The 18,196-nt window shown below is 70.3% G+C and carries 16 protein-coding genes; all 16 read left to right on the top strand.

The window, feature by feature from the left end:
• Window positions 1-285 precede the first annotated feature (285 nt).
• The 16 genes from rsmH to RFN52_RS10370 all read left to right on the top strand — a co-directional run bounded on the left by rsmH (window position 286) and on the right by RFN52_RS10370 (window position 18,037).
• Window positions 286-1,242 (top strand): 16S rRNA (cytosine(1402)-N(4))-methyltransferase RsmH, encoded by a 957-nt coding sequence (rsmH, locus tag RFN52_RS10445; protein ID WP_184845364.1) that lies wholly within the window; start codon window positions 286-288, stop codon window positions 1,240-1,242.
• A 31-nt stretch (window positions 1,243-1,273) separates the two neighbouring features.
• Window positions 1,274-1,720 (top strand): cell division protein FtsL, encoded by a 447-nt coding sequence (gene ftsL, locus RFN52_RS10440; RefSeq protein ID WP_184845362.1) that lies wholly within the window; start codon window positions 1,274-1,276, stop codon window positions 1,718-1,720.
• 5 nt (window positions 1,721-1,725) lie between these two features.
• Entirely contained in the window at window positions 1,726-3,684 is a 1,959-nt protein-coding gene (locus RFN52_RS10435; protein WP_311240927.1) for a peptidoglycan D,D-transpeptidase FtsI family protein, read from the top strand.
• A gap of 192 nt (window positions 3,685-3,876) precedes the next feature.
• On the top strand, window positions 3,877-5,397 hold the full coding sequence (locus RFN52_RS10430) for a UDP-N-acetylmuramoyl-L-alanyl-D-glutamate--2,6-diaminopimelate ligase (RefSeq protein WP_184845357.1): 1,521 nt from the start codon (window positions 3,877-3,879) through the stop codon (window positions 5,395-5,397).
• A gap of 28 nt (window positions 5,398-5,425) precedes the next feature.
• Entirely contained in the window at window positions 5,426-6,841 is a 1,416-nt protein-coding gene (locus RFN52_RS10425; RefSeq protein WP_184845355.1) for a UDP-N-acetylmuramoyl-tripeptide--D-alanyl-D-alanine ligase, read from the top strand.
• A complete protein-coding gene (gene mraY, locus RFN52_RS10420; RefSeq protein ID WP_184853845.1) occupies window positions 6,841-7,932 on the top strand; it encodes a phospho-N-acetylmuramoyl-pentapeptide-transferase in 1,092 nt (363 codons plus the stop codon). Before RFN52_RS10425 ends, mraY begins: the two co-directional genes overlap by 1 nt.
• Complete coding sequence (gene murD, locus RFN52_RS10415; RefSeq protein ID WP_184845353.1) at window positions 7,914-9,365, top strand: UDP-N-acetylmuramoyl-L-alanine--D-glutamate ligase; 1,452 nt, start codon at window positions 7,914-7,916, stop codon at window positions 9,363-9,365. Before mraY ends, murD begins: the two co-directional genes overlap by 19 nt.
• Before the next feature lie 135 nt (window positions 9,366-9,500).
• Complete coding sequence (ftsW, locus tag RFN52_RS10410) at window positions 9,501-10,865, top strand: putative lipid II flippase FtsW (RefSeq protein ID WP_184845351.1); 1,365 nt, start codon at window positions 9,501-9,503, stop codon at window positions 10,863-10,865.
• 6 nt (window positions 10,866-10,871) lie between these two features.
• Complete coding sequence (murG, locus tag RFN52_RS10405; protein ID WP_184845349.1) at window positions 10,872-11,969, top strand: undecaprenyldiphospho-muramoylpentapeptide beta-N-acetylglucosaminyltransferase; 1,098 nt, start codon at window positions 10,872-10,874, stop codon at window positions 11,967-11,969.
• A gap of 26 nt (window positions 11,970-11,995) precedes the next feature.
• On the top strand, window positions 11,996-12,790 hold the full coding sequence (locus RFN52_RS10400) for a cell division protein FtsQ/DivIB (RefSeq protein WP_184845347.1): 795 nt from the start codon (window positions 11,996-11,998) through the stop codon (window positions 12,788-12,790).
• A 288-nt stretch (window positions 12,791-13,078) separates the two neighbouring features.
• Window positions 13,079-14,272, top strand: coding sequence for a cell division protein FtsZ (gene ftsZ, locus RFN52_RS10395; protein WP_033312673.1), 1,194 nt, complete (start codon window positions 13,079-13,081; stop codon window positions 14,270-14,272).
• Window positions 14,273-14,282: 10 nt separating this feature from the next.
• Window positions 14,283-15,014, top strand: coding sequence for a peptidoglycan editing factor PgeF (gene pgeF / locus RFN52_RS10390; protein WP_184845345.1), 732 nt, complete (start codon window positions 14,283-14,285; stop codon window positions 15,012-15,014).
• A gap of 6 nt (window positions 15,015-15,020) precedes the next feature.
• Complete coding sequence (locus RFN52_RS10385) at window positions 15,021-15,740, top strand: YggS family pyridoxal phosphate-dependent enzyme (RefSeq protein ID WP_184845343.1); 720 nt, start codon at window positions 15,021-15,023, stop codon at window positions 15,738-15,740.
• A gap of 129 nt (window positions 15,741-15,869) precedes the next feature.
• Window positions 15,870-16,511, top strand: a complete 642-nt coding sequence (locus RFN52_RS10380) for a cell division protein SepF (RefSeq protein ID WP_184845341.1) — start codon at window positions 15,870-15,872, stop codon at window positions 16,509-16,511.
• A 60-nt stretch (window positions 16,512-16,571) separates the two neighbouring features.
• Complete coding sequence (locus RFN52_RS10375; protein WP_030248691.1) at window positions 16,572-16,856, top strand: YggT family protein; 285 nt, start codon at window positions 16,572-16,574, stop codon at window positions 16,854-16,856.
• 56 nt (window positions 16,857-16,912) lie between these two features.
• Entirely contained in the window at window positions 16,913-18,037 is a 1,125-nt protein-coding gene (locus tag RFN52_RS10370) for a DivIVA domain-containing protein (protein WP_184845339.1), read from the top strand.
• Window positions 18,038-18,196: the final 159 nt, after the last annotated feature.

Genomic DNA, 18,196 nt, shown 5'->3' with positions numbered 1-18,196 from the left:
CGGCGACGCGCAGGCCGGTTGATTGACCGCGCGACGGGGTGGACTAAAGTGACGCGAAGCGGGAGGCGAGACTCTCCCCGCTGGACTGATTTCTTCGGAGACCCCGGCGACGACCGGAGATCTCCCCGCGTGCGCGGCGCGTACGTACGGCTCGGCCTCCTCCCGCTCCCGGCCGGCTGACGCTTCCGGCGCCGGCGGGCCGCCCCTTCACCGGGGCCCCAGTGACGCTGGGAACGGGCGGGGACCCGGCGGTGCGTACGGCCGCGCCGGATCTGAGAGGGCCCCTTGAGCGAGAGTCGACACGTCCCGGTGATGCTCCAGCGGTGCCTGGACCTGCTGGCACCCGCCCTGGAGGGCCCGGACGCCGTGGTCGTCGACTGCACCCTCGGCCTCGGCGGGCACAGCGAGGCACTCCTCGCGAGGTTCCCCGACGCCCGGCTCGTCGCCCTCGACCGCGACAAGGAGGCCCTGCGCCTGTCCGGCGAGCGCCTCGCGCCCTACGGCGAACGCGCCACCCTCGTCCACGCCGTCTACGACGAGCTCCCCGAGGTGCTGCACCGGCTCGGCATCGCGCGCGTGCAGGGCGTCCTGTTCGACCTGGGCGTCTCCTCCATGCAGCTCGACGAGGCCGACCGCGGCTTCGCCTACGCCCAGGACGCCCCGCTCGACATGCGCATGGACCAGACGACCGGCGTCAGCGCCGCCGAGGTCCTCAACACCTACCCGCCGGGCGAACTCGTGCGCATCCTGCGGGCCTACGGCGAGGAGAAGCAGGCCAAGCGGATCGTGAGCGCGATCGTGCGGGAGCGGGAGAAGGAGCCGTTCAGCAACAGCGCGCGGCTCGTCGAACTGATCCGGGACGCGCTTCCGCAGGCCGCCAAGCGCACCGGCGGCAACCCGGCCAAGCGCACCTTCCAGGCCCTGCGTATCGAGGTCAACGGCGAGCTCTCCGTCCTGGAGCGGGCGGTCCCGGCCGCCGTGAAGGCGCTCGACGTGGGCGGACGGATCGCCGTGCTGTCGTACCACTCGCTGGAGGACCGGCTGGTCAAGCAGGTCTTCGCAGCAGGCGCCGCCACCACCGCGCCGACCGGACTGCCCGTCGTCCCCGAGCGCTACCAGCCACGGCTCAAGCTCCTCACACGCGGTGCCGAACTCCCCACCGAAGAGGAGATCGCCGAGAACCGGCGGGCGGCACCGGCGCGGCTGCGCGGCGCCGAGCGCATCAGGGAGGACGTCGAGTGAGGCGTGTGCAGGCCGGACCGAGGGAGCGTGCGTGAGCGGCAAACCCGAACTGAAGGGGAGGGCGGCCCGACTCGCGCGGCTCCTCCCGACCGGCCCCGGGCAGGCGGCCCGCACGCCCTTCGTCCTCCTGGTCTTCCTCCTCCTCGGCGGCGGTCTCATCTGCCTCCTGGTGCTGAACTCGGCCCTCAGCGAGGGTGCGTTCAAGCTCGACGACCTCCAGCGCGGGACCAAGAACCTCACCGACGAGGAGCAGGCCCTCCAGCGGGACATCGACGCCTACTCCGCCCCCGAATCCCTGCAGCGCCGGGCCCGCGAGCTCGGCATGGTGCCCGGCGGCGACCCCGCCTTCCTCGATCGCGACGGCACCGTCAAGGGCGTCCCCAGTCCCGCCCCCGGCGTGAGGAAGACCGCCGCCCACACCCCCCTGGTCCTCGCCCCCGAGGCCATGACCGACGGCCCTACTCCGACCGGCAGGTGACGGAAGTGTCCGACAGGGAACCGCCACGCCGCCGCGTGCCCGGCCCCGCCAGGCCCGCCCGCCCTGACGCCCGGCGCCGTCCCGGCCCCGGTGCCCGTCCGGCCCGGCGGCCGGGGCAGGGCCGCCCGGCGGCGCCCAGGCCACTGCGGCTCGGCAGCCCCCGCCCCCGCCTGCGCCTGGTCGGACTCGCCCTGACCCTGGTCCTGGCCGCCTTCGTCGTGCGGCTCTTCCAGGTGCAGGCCGTCGACGCGAGTACGTACGCCGCGAAGGCCGAGCAGAACCGCTACGTCGGGCAGGTGCTGGCAGCGGACCGGGGCGAGATCACCGACCGGTCCGGGGTGGCCCTCGCGACCAGCGAGGACGCCTACGACATCACCGCCGACCCCACGATGTTCGCCCCGAAGATGCTGAAGATCGGGGACGGACCCGAACAGGCGGCCGCCCTCCTCGCGCCGATCCTCGGCCAGGAGCAGGAGGACCTGGTCGAGAAGCTGCGGCCGGAGAACAAGGCCCTGCGCTACGTGAAGCTGGCCTCCCGCCAGACCCCGCAGGTCTGGAAGCAGATCAAGGACCTCAAGTCGGCGCTCGCCAAGCAGGCGGAGACGGACAAGTCCACGCCCAACGTCCTCTCGGGCGTGTTCTCCGTCGCCACCAGCAAGCGCGTGTACCCCGGAGGCGACCTCGCCGCCGGGATACTGGGCTGGGTCAACGGCGAGGGCAAGCCCGGCGGCGGCATCGAGCTGCAGCTGAACAAGCAGCTCGCCGGCAAGGACGGCAAGATCCGCTACGCCCAGTCCGGCGGCCGTCTCGTGCCCACCGCGGGCTCCACGGAGACTCCTGCGGTCCCGGGCAGCGACGTCGAGCTCACCATCGACCGCGACATCCAGTGGGCCGCCCAGAACGCCATCAGTGACCAGGTGAAGGAGTCAGCGGCCGACCGCGGCTACGTCATCGTGCAGGACACCCGCACCGGGCAGATCCTGGCCATGGCCAACTCGCCCGGCTTCGACCCGAACGACCTGTCCGACGCCGACCCGGCCGCCCTCGGCAACGCCGCCCTCCAGGACGCCTTCGAGCCCGGCTCCACCGCCAAGGTCATGTCGATGGCGGCCGTCCTCCAGGAGAGGGCCGCCACACCGGGGACGCATGTCGTCGTGCCCAACCGGCTGCACCGCGGCGACCGGCTCTTCAAGGACGACATCGACCACCCGACGTGGTACCTGACGCTCAACGGCGTCCTCGCCAAGTCCAGCAACATCGGCACCATCCTCGCCACCGGACAGCTCGGAAAGACCCAGGCCAAGGCCAACAAGGTCCTCTACGACTACCTGCGCAAGTTCGGCCTCGGAAGCTACACCGGGCTCGGCTTCCCGGGCGAGACCAAGGGCATCCTCGCCCCGCCCGACAAGTGGTCGACGTCGCAGCAGTACACGATCCCTTTCGGCCAGGGCGTCTCCATCAACGCCATGCAGGCGGCCTCGGTGTACTCGACCATCGCCAACGGCGGGGTCCGCATCGAGCCCACCCTCGTGCGCGGCACCAAGGGACCCGACGGGCGCTTCGCACCCGCCCCGAAACCCGCGGAGAACCGGGTCGTCAGCGCCAAGACGGCGAAGACCCTCGCCCAGATGCTGGAGTCCGTCGTGGACGACGAGGAGGGCACCGGCACCAAGGCGCGCATCCCCGGCTACCGCGTCGCGGGCAAAACGGGTACCGCCAACCGGGTGGATCCGGCCACCGGCAAGTATCACGGCTACACCTCGTCGTTCGCCGGGTTCGCGCCCGCCGACAAGCCCCGCATCACCGTCTACTGCGCCATCCAGAACGCCACCCAGGGCAGCTACTTCGGAGGTCAGATCTGCGGACCCGTCTACAAGAAGGTCATGGAGTTCGCGCTGAAGTCCCTCCAGGTCCCGCCGACCGGCGCCAAGCCCGCGAAGCTGCCCGTCTCCTTCAAGCAGTGATCAGGGCCGACACGCCCTGACCCGTACTCAGCCCCACCGAGCCACCAGGACCCCCTCCGTGACAACGATCACCCCCGAGCCCGGCAACCAGAGCAGCCCCAGCCCTCGCTTCGCCCGGAGGCGGGTACGCCCGGTACGCTCACCGCCGTGCCACACGCTGATCAGTCCCAAACCACCCAGAAGGGCCATCCCGTGACATACCCCGGGCCGCCCAGGCCGGTGCAGGTCCCCGCCACACCCCTCGCGGAACTCGCCGATCAGCTGGGTGCTTCCACGCCGGAGAGCGCCGCCGAGGTCACGGGCATCACCCATGACTCGCGCGCCGTACGCCCCGGTGACCTGTACGCCGCCCTCCCGGGGGCCCGGCTGCACGGTGCCGACTTCGTCAACCAGGCCGCGGGCCTAGGCGCCGCCGCCGTGCTGACCGACCCGACCGGCGCCGAGCGCGCCGCCGCGTCCGGGCTGCCGGTGCTGGTCGTCGACGACCCGCGCGGGCGGATGGGCGAGCTGGCCGCCACGATCTACGGCCACCCCGGCCGGGACCTGCTCCAGATCGGCATCACCGGAACCTCAGGCAAGACCACCACCGCCTACCTCGTCGAGGGCGGTCTGAAGACGGTCAGGTCCACCGGCCTGATCGGCACGGTCGAGATGCGCATCGGCGACGAGCGCATCAAGTCCGAGCGCACCACCCCCGAAGCCACCGACCTCCAGGCCCTGTTCGCCGTCATGCGCGAACGTGGTGTCGACGCGGTGGCCATGGAGGTCTCCAGCCACGCCCTGGTGCTGGGCCGCGTCGACGGCTGCGTCTTCGACATCGGCGTCTTCACCAACCTCAGCCCGGAGCACATGGAGTTCCACTCCGACATGGAGGACTACTTCCAGGCGAAGGCGCAGCTGTTCACCCCGAAACGGGGCAAACTCGGCGTGGTCAACGTCGACGACGAGTACGGCCGCAGGCTGGCGAAGGAAGCCGGCGTCCCGGTCGTCACCTACTCCGCCGAAGGGCACCCCGACGCCGACTGGCGCGCCGAGGACGTCGAGGTCGGGCGGCTCGACTCGACCTTCACCGTCATCGGCCCCAAGGGCGAGCGGATCGCCGCCAAGTCGCCGCTGCCGGGTCCCTTCAACGTTGCCAACACCCTCGCCGCGATCGTCGCCCTCGCCGTCGCCGGCCTCGACCCGCAGGCCGCCGCCGACGGCGTCGCCGCCGTCCCCGGTGTCCCGGGCCGTCTGGAGCGCGTGGACGCGGGGCAGCCCTACCTCGCGGTCGTCGACTACGCCCATAAGACCGACGCCGTCGAGTCCGTGCTGCGCGCCCTGCGCAAGGTCACCGAGGGCAGGCTGCACATCGTCCTCGGCTGCGGCGGTGACCGGGACAAGACCAAGCGCGAGCCCATGGGCGCCGCTGCGGCGCGGCTCGCCGACACCGCCGTACTGACCTCCGACAACCCCCGCGGCGAGGACCCCCTCGCGATCCTCGCCACGATGCTCCAGGGCGCGGCCTCCGTGCCCGCTCACGAGCGCGGCGAGGTGCAGGTCTTCGAGGACCGGGCCGCCGCGATCGCCGCCGCCGTCGCCCGCGCCGAACCCGGCGACACCGTGCTGGTCGCGGGCAAGGGCCACGAGCAGGGCCAGGACATCGCCGGGGTGGTCCGTCCGTTCGACGACCGCCAGGTGCTGCGCGAAGCCATCCAGAAGACCCAGGGATGAAAATCCAGAAGACCCAGGGGATGAACTTGTGATCGCCCTCTCCCTCGCCGAGATCGCAGAAGTCGTCGGCGGGCAGACGCACGACATACCGGATCCGTCCGTCCAGGTCACCGGCCCGGTCGTCCGGGACTCCCGCGAGGCGGGGCCGGGCAGCCTGTTCGTGGCCTTCGCCGGGGAGCGCGTGGACGGCCACGACTTCGCGGCGTCGGTCGTCGAGGCGGGAGCGGTGGCCGTGCTCGGCACCCGCCCCGTCGGCGTACCGGCCATCGTCGTGGACGACGTCCAGACCGCCCTCGGCGCCCTCGCCCGGCACGTCGTACGCCGCCTCGGTGCCACCCTCGTCGCCCTCACCGGCTCGGCGGGCAAGACCAGCACCAAGGACCTCATCGCGCAGGTGCTCCAGCGCAAGGCGCCGACGGTGTTCACGCCCGGCTCGCTCAACAACGAGATCGGACTGCCGCTGACCGCGCTGAGCGCCACCGAGGAGACCAGGTTCCTGGTCCTGGAGATGGGCGCCCGCGGTATCGGGCACATCAGCTACCTCGCCGGCCTGACGCCCCCCAAGGTCGGCCTGGTCCTCAACGTGGGCAGCGCCCACATCGGCGAGTTCGGCGGCCGCGAGCAGATCGCGCAGGCCAAGGGTGAGCTGGTCGAGGCGCTGCCGTCCGAGGCCGACGGCGGCACCGCGATCCTCAATGCGGACGACCCCTACGTACGGGCCATGGCCGCCCGTACGAAGGCGAAGGTGATCTTTTTCGGAGAGTCCGGCGAAGCGGACGTTCGAGCCGAGAACGTGCGACTCACGGACACCGGACAGCCCTCGTTCAGGCTTCACACACCCTCCGGTGCAAGCGATGTGACCATGCGCCTGTACGGTGAGCACCACGTGTCGAACGCGCTCGCCGCGGCCGCCGTCGCCCACGAGTTGGGCATGTCCGCTGACGAGATCGCCGTCGCGCTCTCCGAGGCGGGCTCCCTCTCCCGCTGGCGGATGGAGGTCACCGAGCGCCCGGACGGCGTGACGGTCGTCAACGACGCCTACAACGCGAACCCCGAGTCCATGCGAGCCGCTCTGCGCGCGCTCGCGGCGATGGGCAAGGGGCGTCGTACGTGGGCGGTGCTCGGCAAGATGGCCGAGCTCGGGGACGAGGCTCTCGCCGAGCACGACGCGGTCGGGCGGCTCGCCGTCCGGCTCAACGTCAGCAAGCTCGTCGCGGTCGGTGGCAGGGAAGCCGCCTGGCTGCAACTGGGCGCATATAACGAGGGTTCGTGGGGTGAGGAGTCGGTGCACGTGTCCGACGCACAGGCGGCGGTCGACCTGTTGCGCAGCGAGTTGCGCCCAGGGGACGTCGTGCTCGTGAAGGCGTCCCGTTCGGTCGGCCTCGAGAGCGTGGCGCAGGCGCTCGTCGAGACCGGTGCCGAGGGTGAGGTTTCCGCCCGATGATGAAGCAGATCCTGTTCGCAGGAGTCATTGGTCTCTTTCTCACGCTGGTCGGCACCCCGCTGCTGATCAAGCTCCTCGCGCGTAAGGGCTACGGCCAGTACATCCGCGACGACGGCCCGCGCGAGCACGCCAGCAAGCGCGGTACGCCGACCATGGGCGGCATCGCCTTCATCCTGGCGACGGTCGCCGCGTACTTCCTGGCCAAGGTGATCACGGGTTACCTGGACCCGGACGTCGACGCGGCGCCGACCTTCTCGGGCCTGCTGGTGCTGGGCCTGATGGTCGGCATGGGCCTGGTCGGCTTCCTCGACGACTACATCAAGATCGTCAAGCGGCGTTCGCTCGGTCTGCGCGCCAAGGCGAAGATGGCCGGCCAGCTGATCGTCGGCATCGCCTTCGCGGTGCTGTCGCTGCAGTTCGCGGACGCCCAGGGCCAGACCCCGGCGTCCACCAAGCTCTCCTTCGTCTATGACTTCGGCTGGTCCATCGGGCCGGTGCTGTTCGTCGTCTGGGCGCTGTTCATGATCCTCGCGATGTCGAACGGCGTGAACCTGACGGACGGTCTGGACGGCCTCGCCACCGGCGCGTCCGTGCTGGTGTTCAGTGCCTACACCTTCATCGGCGTCTGGCAGTTCCAGGAGTCCTGCGTGAACGCGGAGACCCTGACGAACCCGACGGCCTGTTACGAGGTGCGCGACCCGCTCGACCTCGCGGTCGTCTCCTCCGCGCTGATGGGCGCCTGCCTCGGCTTCCTGTGGTGGAACACCTCGCCGGCCAAGATCTTCATGGGCGACACCGGTTCGCTCGCCCTCGGCGGTGTGCTCGCCGGTCTCGCGATCTGCTCCCGCACCGAGCTGCTGCTCGCCATCCTCGGCGGCCTGTTCGTCCTCATCACCATGTCCGTGGTGATCCAGGTCGGCTCCTTCCGCCTCACCGGGAAGCGCGTCTTCCGGATGGCGCCACTTCAGCACCACTTCGAACTCAAAGGCTGGTCCGAAGTGCTCGTGGTGGTTCGTTTCTGGATCATCCAGGGCATTTGCGTGGTAGTCGGACTCGGTCTCTTCTACGCGGGATGGGTAGCGGACAAGTGATCTCCTCGGAGCCCTTCGACTTCCAGGGCAAGCACGTCACCGTCGCCGGGCTCGGCGTCTCCGGCGTCCCGGCGGCCAAGGCGCTGCACGGCCTCGGCGCGAGCGTCACGGTCGTCAACGACGGTGCCGACGAGCGCGCCCGGGCGCAGGCGGCCGAGCTGGAGGCGCTCGGCATCACCGTGCGCCTCGGCGACGGCGACACCCTGCCCGAGGGCTCCGAGCTGATCGTCACCGCGCCCGGCTGGAAGCCGGACAAGCCGCTGTTCGCGGCGGCGGAGCAGGCGGGCGTGCCCGTCTGGGGAGACGTCGAACTGGCCTGGCGCCTGCGCGGCCCCGACGCCGCCCCGTGGCTCGCCGTCACCGGCACCAACGGCAAGACCACCACCGTCCAGATGCTGGCGTCGATCCTGAAGGCGGCGGGCCTGCGCACGGCGGCCGTCGGCAACATCGGCGTCTCTCTGCTGGACGCGGTGCTCGGCGAGGAGCAGTACGACGTCCTGGCCGTGGAACTCTCCAGCTACCAGCTGCACTGGGCGCCCTCCCTGCGCGCCCACTCGGCGGCCGTGCTGAACCTCGCCCCCGACCACCTCGACTGGCACGGCTCCATGGAGGCGTACGCCGCCGACAAGGGCCGTATCTACGAGGGCAATCGCGTCGCCTGCGTCTACAACGCGGACGCCACCGACAAGCCGTCCACCGAGGACCTGGTCCGCGAGGCCGACGTCGAGGAGGGCTGCCGCGCCGTCGGCTTCACCCTCGGCACCCCGGGCCCGTCCCAACTCGGCGTCGTGGAAGGCCTCCTGGTCGACCGCGCCTTCGTCGAGGACCGGCACAAGAACGCCCAGGAGCTCGCCGAGGTCGGCGACGTCAACCCGCCGGCCCCGCACAACATCGCCAACGCCCTCGCCGCGGCGGCCCTCGCCCGCGCCTACGGCGTGCCCGCCAGGGCCGTGCGGGACGGCCTGCGGGCCTTCACCCCGGACGCCCACCGCATCGCGCACGTGGCCGACGTGGACGGGGTCGCCTACGTCGACGACTCCAAGGCCACCAACACGCATGCCGCGGAAGCCTCGTTGGCGGCCTACGAGCCGATCGTGTGGATCGCGGGCGGCCTCGCGAAGGGCGCGACCTTCGACGAACTGGTCGCCAAGTCGGCGAAGCGGCTGCGGGGCGCCGTACTGATCGGCGCGGACCGCGCGCTCATCCGGGATGCCCTCGCGCGACACGCCCCACAGGTACCCGTCGTCGACCTCGACCGGAACGACACTGGGGCGATGCGCGCGGCGGTCCGGGAGGCGCGGAAACTCGCTCACGCGGGCGACACGGTGCTGCTGGCTCCGGCCTGTGCCTCCATGGACATGTTCGCCAACTACAACAAGCGCGGGGACGCTTTCGCGGACGCCGTCCGTGAGCTCGGCTCCGCCGACGGCTGACCCGGGTCCGCCTCGCCCGGCGGCGGTGCCGGGTGTACCTGGGAGGGACGCGTGACACGGATGTGGCTGGTGCCCGAGCGGCCAGGGGGCGTGCACCGCGCAACGCTCCCCTCCGGCACGGCGGGGTGAGCCGCGATGCCCACCAGCCGCACCGGACGGCCTCCGACCCCACGCGCCCCCAAGCGCCCCGCCGCGCCCCGGCTCGCGCGGGAGAACCGCGTCCTGAGCCTCTACGCCCGCGCACGCAGGGGCTGGGACCGGCCGCTGACCGCCTACTACCTGATCCTCGGCGGCAGTCTGCTGATCACCGTGCTGGGCCTGGTGATGGTCTACTCGGCCTCCCAGATCACCGCGCTGCAGATGTCGCTGCCCGGTTCGTACTTCTTCCGCAAGCAGTTGCTCGCGGCGGGGATCGGCACCGGTCTGCTGCTCGCGGCCTCGCGGATGCCGGTGAGACTGCACCGGGCGCTCGCCTACCCCATCCTCGCGGGCGCCGTCTTCCTCATGATCCTGGTGCAGATCCCGGGGATAGGGGTGTCGGTCAACGGCAACCAGAACTGGATCTCCCTCGGCGGCTCCTTCCAGATCCAGCCCAGTGAGTTCGGCAAGCTCGCCCTCGTGCTGTGGGGCGCCGACCTGCTCGCCCGCAAGCAGGACAGGAAGCTGCTGACCCAGTGGAAGCACATGCTCGTGCCGCTGGTGCCGGCCGCGTTCATGCTGCTCGGCCTGATCATGATCGGCGGCGACATGGGCACCGCGATCATCCTCACGGCCATCCTGTTCGGCCTGCTCTGGCTGGCAGGCGCCCCTACGCGGCTGTTCGCCGGGGTGCTGTCGATCGCCGCCGTCCTCGGCCTGATCCTCATCAAGACCAGCCCCAACCGCATGGCCCGGCTGCAGTGCCTGGGCGCCACCGAACCCCAGTCGGGGCCCGTCGACTGCTGGCAGGCCGTGCACGGGATCTATGCCCTCGCCTCCGGCGGAATCTTCGGTTCCGGGCTGGGTGCGAGTGTGGAGAAATGGGGCCAACTCCCCGAAGCCCACACCGACTTCATCTTCGCCGTCACCGGTGAGGAACTGGGCCTGGCGGGGACGCTGTCGGTACTCGCCCTCTTCGCGGCTCTAGGCTATGCGGGTATCCGCGTGGCCGGACGCACGGAGGACCCCTTCGTGAGGTATGCCGCGGGAGGCGTGACCACCTGGATCACGGCCCAGGCCGTGATCAACATCGGTGCGGTGCTCGGTCTGCTGCCGATCGCCGGAGTCCCCCTCCCGCTGTTCTCCTACGGGGGATCCGCCCTGTTGCCGACCATGTTCGCCATCGGGTTGCTGATCGCCTTCGCGCGTGAGGACCCCGCTGCGCGGATGGCGCTTGCGATGCGGCAACCCCGCTTTGGTAGAAAGCGGGGGGCGGGGGGCACCGGTTCCGGTCGGAGTCCCCGGAGATGGAACACGATGCGACGGCGTGCCTCGGCGGCGCGCTCGTCCGGAGAGCGGTGAATTTCGGTGCATGTCGTACTCGCCGGCGGAGGAACCGCGGGCCACATCGAGCCCGCGCTCGCCCTCGCGGACGCCCTGCGCAGGCAGGACCCGAGCGTGGGCATCACGGCCCTGGGCACGGAGCGCGGCCTGGAGACCCGTCTCGTACCCGAGCGCGGGTACGAACTCGCGCTGATCCCCGCCGTTCCGCTGCCGCGCAAGCCCACCCCCGAACTGATCACCGTCCCGGGCCGGCTGCGCGGCACGATCAAGGCGACCGAGCAGATCCTGGAGCGCACCAGGGCCGACGCCGTGGTCGGCTTCGGCGGCTACGTCGCCCTGCCCGGCTACCTCGCGGCCAAGCGCCTGGGCGTGCCGATCGTGATCCACGAGGCCAACGCCCGCCCGGGCCTGGCCAACAAGATCGGCTCGCGGTACGCCAGCCAGGTCGCCGTCTCCACGCCCGACAGCAAGCTGCGGGGAGCCCGCTACATCGGCATCCCACTGCGCCGCTCCATCGCCACGCTCGACCGGGCCGCCGTACGCCCCGAGGCCCGGGCCGCGTTCGGGCTCGACCCGAACCTGCCCACGCTGCTGGTCACCGGCGGCTCGCAGGGCGCCCGCCGCCTCAACGAGGTCGTCCAGCAGGTCGCGCCCTGGCTCCAGCAGGCCGGGATCCAGATCCTGCACGCGGTCGGCCCGAAGAACGAGCTGCCGCAGGTCCACCAGATGCCGGGAATGCCCCCCTACATCCCGGTAAGTTATCTGGACCGGATGGACCTCGCGTACGCCGCGGCCGACATGATGCTCTGCCGTGCGGGCGCGATGACCGTCGCCGAACTCTCCGCCGTCGGGCTCCCGGCCGCCTATGTCCCGCTGCCCATCGGCAACGGCGAACAGCGGCTCAATGCCCAGCCGGTGGTCAAGGCCGGCGGCGGACTGCTGGTCGACGACGCGGAGCTGACCCCCGAGTGGGTCCAGCAGAACGTCCTGCCCGTGCTCGCCGACCCGCACCGGCTGTACCAGATGTCCCGCAGTGCCGCCGAGTTCGGCCGCCGGGACGCCGACGAGCTGCTCGTCGGCATGGTGTACGAGGCGATCGCCGCCAGTCGTGCACACCGATAGGACTGTATGACGGAAGGCAGGGGAGCGTGGCCGGATCGACCACCGCCGAACGCGGTGAACGCCAGCAGGAGTCGTCCGGCCCGCCGCCCCGCCTGCGGTCGAGGCGGGCCAGGCTCCGCGCGATCGTCCTCCTGGGCCTCGCCCTGGTCTTCCTCGGCATCCCGACGGTCTGGCTCTTCTACGGCTCCGACTGGCTGCGCGCCGAGCAGGTCTCCGTGTCCGGCACCCGGGTTCTGACGCCCGCTCAGGTCGAGTCCGCCGCGGAGGTTCCACTCGGGAAGCCGCTGATTTCCGTCGACACCGGTGCGATCGAGACACGATTGCGCCGGAAATTGCCCCGAATCGACGCGGTTGACGTGGTCCGTTCCTGGCCTCATGGAATCGACCTGAAAGTGGTGGAGCGGACTCCGGTTCTGATTGTCCACAAGGGTGAAAAGTTCGTCGAAGTGGACGATGAAGGTGTCCGCTTCGCCACGGTTTCTGAAGCCCCGAAAGGCGTCCCCGCGCTGGAATTGACGCTCTCCCGGTCCAGCTCCGCCGCCGCGAGCCTGCGCCGCTTCGGCGAGTCCCGGCTGGTGCGCGAGGCGGTCCGTGTCGCCCGCGCGGTTCCGGCCGCCGTCGCGCGCGAGACACGGACCGTCAAGGTCCGTTCCTACGACGACATCTCGCTGGAGTTGAGGGACGGCCGCACGGTCGTCTGGGGGAGCAGCGAGAAGGGCGCCGCGAAGGCCCGTACCCTCACCGCCCTGATGAAAGCAACGCCCGATGCGGGGTACTTCGACGTGAGTGTGCCCACCGCCCCGGCGTCATCGCGGAGTTGACGCACATCAGCGCAGGCCAGCACCCTGGTTGGGCAGTGCTACGGCTGATCACATAGGGTGAAAAGAAAAACGGGAGGTTCGGCGTGTTCGTTGAACGTGCGCCACTTGTCGACTTAGTGTCCTGTTCAGAAGACTCCAAGGAACAGACACACTGGTAACCCTAAACTTCAGGGTTAGGGTTCGGGTCGGCGATACGGACCGTCCCATTCGGCATCAGTCGTCGGGTCGCGGGGCGCAAGGCGTCACGCTGATCCGTCGACACGTAACTCGAGGCGAGAGGCCTTCGACGTGGCAGCACCGCAGAACTACCTCGCAGTCATCAAAGTCATCGGTGTCGGCGGCGGTGGTGTCAATGCCATCAACCGGATGATCGAGGTCGGTCTCAAGGGCGTCGAGTTCATCGCCATCAACACCGACGCGCAAGCTCTGTTGATGAGCGACGCCGACGTCAAGCTGGACGTCGGCCGTGAACTCACCCGCGGACTCGGCGCCGGAGCCAACCCGGCCGTCGGCCGCAAGGCCGCCGAGGACCACCGTGAGGAGATCGAGGAGGTCCTCAAGGGGGCCGACATGGTCTTCGTGACAGCCGGTGAAGGCGGCGGCACCGGCACCGGCGGCGCGCCCGTCGTGGCCAACATCGCCCGCTCGCTCGGTGCCCTCACCATCGGTGTGGTCACGCGTCCGTTCACCTTCGAGGGACGGCGCCGCGCGAACCAGGCCGAGGACGGCATCGCCGAACTCCGCGAAGAGGTCGACACCCTCATCGTCATCCCGAACGACCGGCTGCTGTCCATCTCGGACCGCCAGGTCTCGGTGCTGGACGCCTTCAAGTCGGCCGACCAGGTCCTGCTCTCCGGTGTCCAGGGCATCACCGACCTCATCACCACCCCGGGCCTCATCAACCTCGACTTCGCCGACGTCAAGTCGGTCATGTCCGAGGCCGGCTCGGCCCTGATGGGCATCGGCTCGGCCCGCGGCGACGACCGCGCGGTGGCCGCCGCCGAGATGGCGATCTCCTCGCCGCTGCTGGAGGCGTCCATCGACGGCGCCCGCGGTGTCCTGCTCTCCATCTCCGGCGGCTCCGACCTCGGTCTGTTCGAGATCAACGAGGCCGCCCAGCTGGTGAGCGAGGCCGCGCACCCCGAAGCCAACATCATCTTCGGCGCGGTGATCGACGACGCCCTAGGCGACGAGGTCCGGGTCACCGTGATCGCGGCCGGCTTCGACGGCGGCCAGCCGCCCGCCAAGCGGGACAACGTCCTCGGCTCCTCCTCGGCCAAGCGCGAGGAGCCGGCCCCGGCGCGGCAGACCGAGAGCCGCCCGTCCTTCGGATCGCTCGGCAGCGTGACCCCGAAGGAGGACCCGGAGCCCGCTCCGGAGCCGGTCAAGGACATCCCGGTCGCGCCGCCGGTCACGCCGGCGCCGCGGACCTACTCGGACAGCGCGGCCGAGGAACTGGACGTACCGGACTTCCTCAAGTGATCCTTCAGTCGTGATAGGACAGCGCGAAAGCGCGAGCGGCGCGCACTTCGGCTTCACCGACCGGTGGGGCGGGGTGAGCGCCGCTCCGTATGAGGAGCTCAACCTCGGCGGAGCGGTCGGCGACGACCCCGACGCCGTACGCACCAACCGGGACCTGGCCGCGGGGTCCCTCGGCATCGAGCCGGACCGGGTCGTCTGGATGAACCAGGTGCACGGCGCCGACGTCGCGGTGGTGGACGGACCGTGGGGATCTTCGGACCCGGTCCCGTCGGTCGACGCGATCGTCACCACGCGCCGGGGGCTCGCCCTCGCCGTGCTCACCGCCGACTGCGTGCCGGTGCTGATGGCCGATCCCGTCGCCGGTGTCGCCGCCGCGGCCCACGCGGGCCGGCCCGGCATGATCGCCGGAGTGGTCCCGGCCGCGCTGCGAGCGATGACGGACCTGGGCGCCGAGCCCTCCCGGATCGTCGCCCGCACCGGGCCCACCGTCTGCGGCCGGTGTTACGAAGTGCCCGAGGCGATGCGCGCCGAGGTGTCCGCCGTCGAGCCGGCGGCGTACGCCGACACGAGTTGGGGCACACCGGCGGTCGACGTGAGCGCCGGAGTGCACGCCCAGCTGGATCGGCTCGGGGTGCGCGACCGGGAGCAGTCGCCGGTGTGCACGCTGGAGTCGCGCGATCACTTCTCGTACCGCCGCGACCGCACCACCGGTCGGCTCGCGGGTTATGTGTGGCTGGACTGATAGGGCATGACGGACCGTAAGGACGAACTCGCCGCGAATCTGGCGAAAGTGGAACGGCGCATCGCCGACGCGTGCGCCACGGCTGGGCGGGCGCGCGACGAGGTGACCCTCATCGTGGTCACCAAGACCTATCCCGCGAGTGATGTGCGGATCCTCGCCGAACTCGGCGTGCGGCACGTCGCCGAGAACCGCGACCAGGACGCGGCCCCCAAGGCCGAGGCCTGCTCGGATCTGCCGCTCACCTGGCACTTCGTGGGTCAACTCCAGACCAACAAGGTGCGATCGGTGGTCGGTTACGCGGATTTCGTGCAGTCCGTCGACCGTTCCAAGCTCGTCACAGCTCTGTCGAAGGAGGCCGTCCGGGCCGGGCGCGATGTGGGGTGTCTGCTTCAGGTGGCACTCGACGCCGATGAGAGCGGCCGGGGCGAGCGGGGCGGGACCGGGCCCGGCGGAATCGGGGAGTTGGCCGATCTCGTTGCCGGGTCCCCGGGTCTGCGGCTCGACGGACTGATGACCGTCGCGCCGCTCACGGGGGAGTACGCGGGACGCGAACAGGAGGCCTTCGAGCGGCTGATGGTTTTGTCGACCGACCTGCGCCGGAGTCATCCGGCTGCCACCATGGTCTCGGCAGGGATGAGTACGGACCTCGAACAGGCCGTGGCGGCCGGAGCGACACATGTGCGCGTCGGCAGCGCGGTACTCGGAGTCCGCCCCAGGCTCGGGTAACGTCGCCAAGAAGTCGGACCACAGCAGAAAATATGGTCATTGCCGCCGAAAGGCGGATTCAAGGACCTCGTGGATCGCGGGCACTTGGCAGTCGTCAGCCGATCCACCACAGAGCGGAGGACTCAGAGCATGGCCGGCGCGATGCGCAAGATGGCGGTCTACCTCGGCCTCGTGGAGGACGATGGGTACGACGGCCGCGGATTCGACCCCGACGACGACTTCGAACCCGAACTGGACCCGGAGCCCGAGCGGGACCACCGACGGCACGAGCCGTCCCACCAGCCGCACGTCTCACATCAGCCCCAAAGGGACGAAGAGGTACGAGTCGTACAGCCGTCCGCGCCCCGCGAACAGGCCGCCCGCTCCGCTTCGCTCCCCGCGGAATCCAGCCGCCCGGCGCGCATCGCGCCCGTGGCATCCATCACACAAGAACGCGCAAGTCTGGAGAAGAACGCACCGGTGATCATGCCCAAGGTCGTGTCCGAACGAGAGCCTTACCGGATCACCACGCTTCACCCACGGACCTACAACGAGGCCCGTACCATCGGGGAACACTTCCGTGAAGGCACCCCGGTGATCATGAATCTGACTGAGATGGATGACACAGATGCAAAGCGACTTGTCGACTTTGCCGCCGGTCTGGTGTTTGGTCTTCACGGCAGTATCGAGCGGGTGACGCAGAAGGTGTTCCTGTTGTCGCCTGCTAACGTCGATGTCACGGCGGAGGACAAGGCCCGCATCGCAGAGGGCGGGTTCTTCAACCAGAGCTGAGACGCACCACCGGAAACAGCAGTACCGAGCAGGGCACAGGGGAGAGGGAAGCAAGAGGTCATGAGCGTGGTTCTGGATGTCGTCTACATCGCGCTGATGTGCTTCCTCATCGTGCTCATCTTCCGGTTGGTCATGGACTATGTCTTCCAGTTCGCCCGCTCATGGCAACCCGGCAAGGCGATGGTGGTCGTTCTGGAGGCCACCTACACTGTCACTGATCCACCGCTCAAGCTTCTGCGGCGGGTCATTCCGCCGCTGCGTCTCGGGGGCGTGGCGCTAGACCTGTCCTTCTTCGTACTGATGATCATCGTCTACATCCTGATCTCGATCGTGAGCCGGCTGTGATGAGCGATGTGACCTACCGTCTTGCCGAATGCCGACGACTACGTTGAGGTGAAGAGATGCCGTTGACCCCCGAGGACGTGCGGAACAAGCAGTTCACGACCGTCCGCCTCCGAGAAGGCTATGACGAGGACGAGGTCGATGCCTTCCTCGATGAGGTCGAAGCCGAACTGACCCGCCTACTCCGTGAGAACGAGGACCTGCGCGCCAAACTGGCCGCGGCCACGCGCGCTGCTGCGCAGAACCAGCAGAACATGCGCAAGCCTCCGGAGCCGCAGCAGGATCAGCAGCAACAGCAGCAGCAGGGTATGCGCGGTCCGGGTGGTCCTGTCCCCGCCGGCATATCGGGCCCGCCGCAGCAGCAGATGGGTGGCCCCATGGGTGGTCCGCCCCAGCTGCCGAGCGGTGCCCCGCAGCTGCCCGCCGGTCCCGGCGGTCAGGGTGGACCCCAGGGTCCCGGTCCGATGGGCCAGGGTCCGGGTCCGATGGGCCAGCCCCCGATGCAGCAGCAGATGGGCGGCCCCATGGGCGGCCCCGGCCCCATGGGCGGCCCGATGGGCGGCCCCGGTCAGGGAGGCCCCGGTGGCGACAGCGCCGCCCGTGTCCTCTCGCTGGCCCAGCAGACCGCCGACCAGGCGATCGCCGAGGCCCGTTCCGAGGCCAACAAGATCGTCGGCGAGGCGCGTTCGCGTGCCGAGGGTCTGGAGCGTGACGCCCGTGCCAAGGCCGACGCCCTGGAGCGGGACGCGCAGGAGAAGCACCGCGTCGCGATGGGCTCCCTGGAGTCCGCCCGCGCCACGCTGGAGCGCAAGGTCGAGGACCTGCGCGGCTTCGAGCGCGAGTACCGCACGCGCCTGAAGTCGTACCTGGAGTCGCAGCTGCGCCAGCTGGAGACCCAGGCCGACGACTCGCTGGCCCCGCCGCGCACTCCGGCGGCCGCGTCCCTCCCGCCGTCCCCGGCGCCCTCCATGGCTCCGGCCGGCGCGAGCGCCCCGTCCTACGGCGGCGGCAACCCGACGATGGGCGGCGCTCCCGGCCCGGCTGCTCCGTCCTACGGCGGCCAGCAGCAGATGTCGCCGGCGATGACCCAGCCGATGGCGCCGGTACGCCCGCAGGGCCCGTCGCCGATGGGCCAGGCGCCCTCGCCCATGCGGGGCTTCCTGATCGACGAGGATGACAACTGACGGCCTGATGGCCAGTAGTACGGCATAGACGTCGGCAGCGTTCAGGGCGGGGCCCCGGGTATGAACCCGGGGCCCCGCCCTTTTGCCACGCGCGTTCGTGCGTACGCAACGCCGAAGGCCCGGTCCCGCCAAGATCTTTGGCGGGACCGGGCCTTCGGG

This window comes from Streptomyces collinus (assembly GCF_031348265.1).
Classification (GTDB): domain Bacteria; phylum Actinomycetota; class Actinomycetes; order Streptomycetales; family Streptomycetaceae; genus Streptomyces; species Streptomyces collinus.
Note: the sequence above shows the minus strand (reverse complement) of the source record. Positions and strands in the feature narration are given on the sequence as shown.

Coding starts and splice junctions, on each gene's coding strand:
- murD (WP_184845353.1), top strand. CDS start 7,914: ATGGGTAGCGGACAAGTGATCTCCTCGGAGCCCTTCGACTTCCAGGGC.
- RFN52_RS10380 (WP_184845341.1), top strand. CDS start 15,870: ATGGCCGGCGCGATGCGCAAGATGGCGGTCTACCTCGGCCTCGTGGAG.
- RFN52_RS10375 (WP_030248691.1), top strand. CDS start 16,572: ATGAGCGTGGTTCTGGATGTCGTCTACATCGCGCTGATGTGCTTCCTC.
- RFN52_RS10385 (WP_184845343.1), top strand. CDS start 15,021: ATGACGGACCGTAAGGACGAACTCGCCGCGAATCTGGCGAAAGTGGAA.
- mraY (WP_184853845.1), top strand. CDS start 6,841: ATGAAGCAGATCCTGTTCGCAGGAGTCATTGGTCTCTTTCTCACGCTG.
- RFN52_RS10370 (WP_184845339.1), top strand. CDS start 16,913: ATGCCGTTGACCCCCGAGGACGTGCGGAACAAGCAGTTCACGACCGTC.
- ftsW (WP_184845351.1), top strand. CDS start 9,501: ATGCCCACCAGCCGCACCGGACGGCCTCCGACCCCACGCGCCCCCAAG.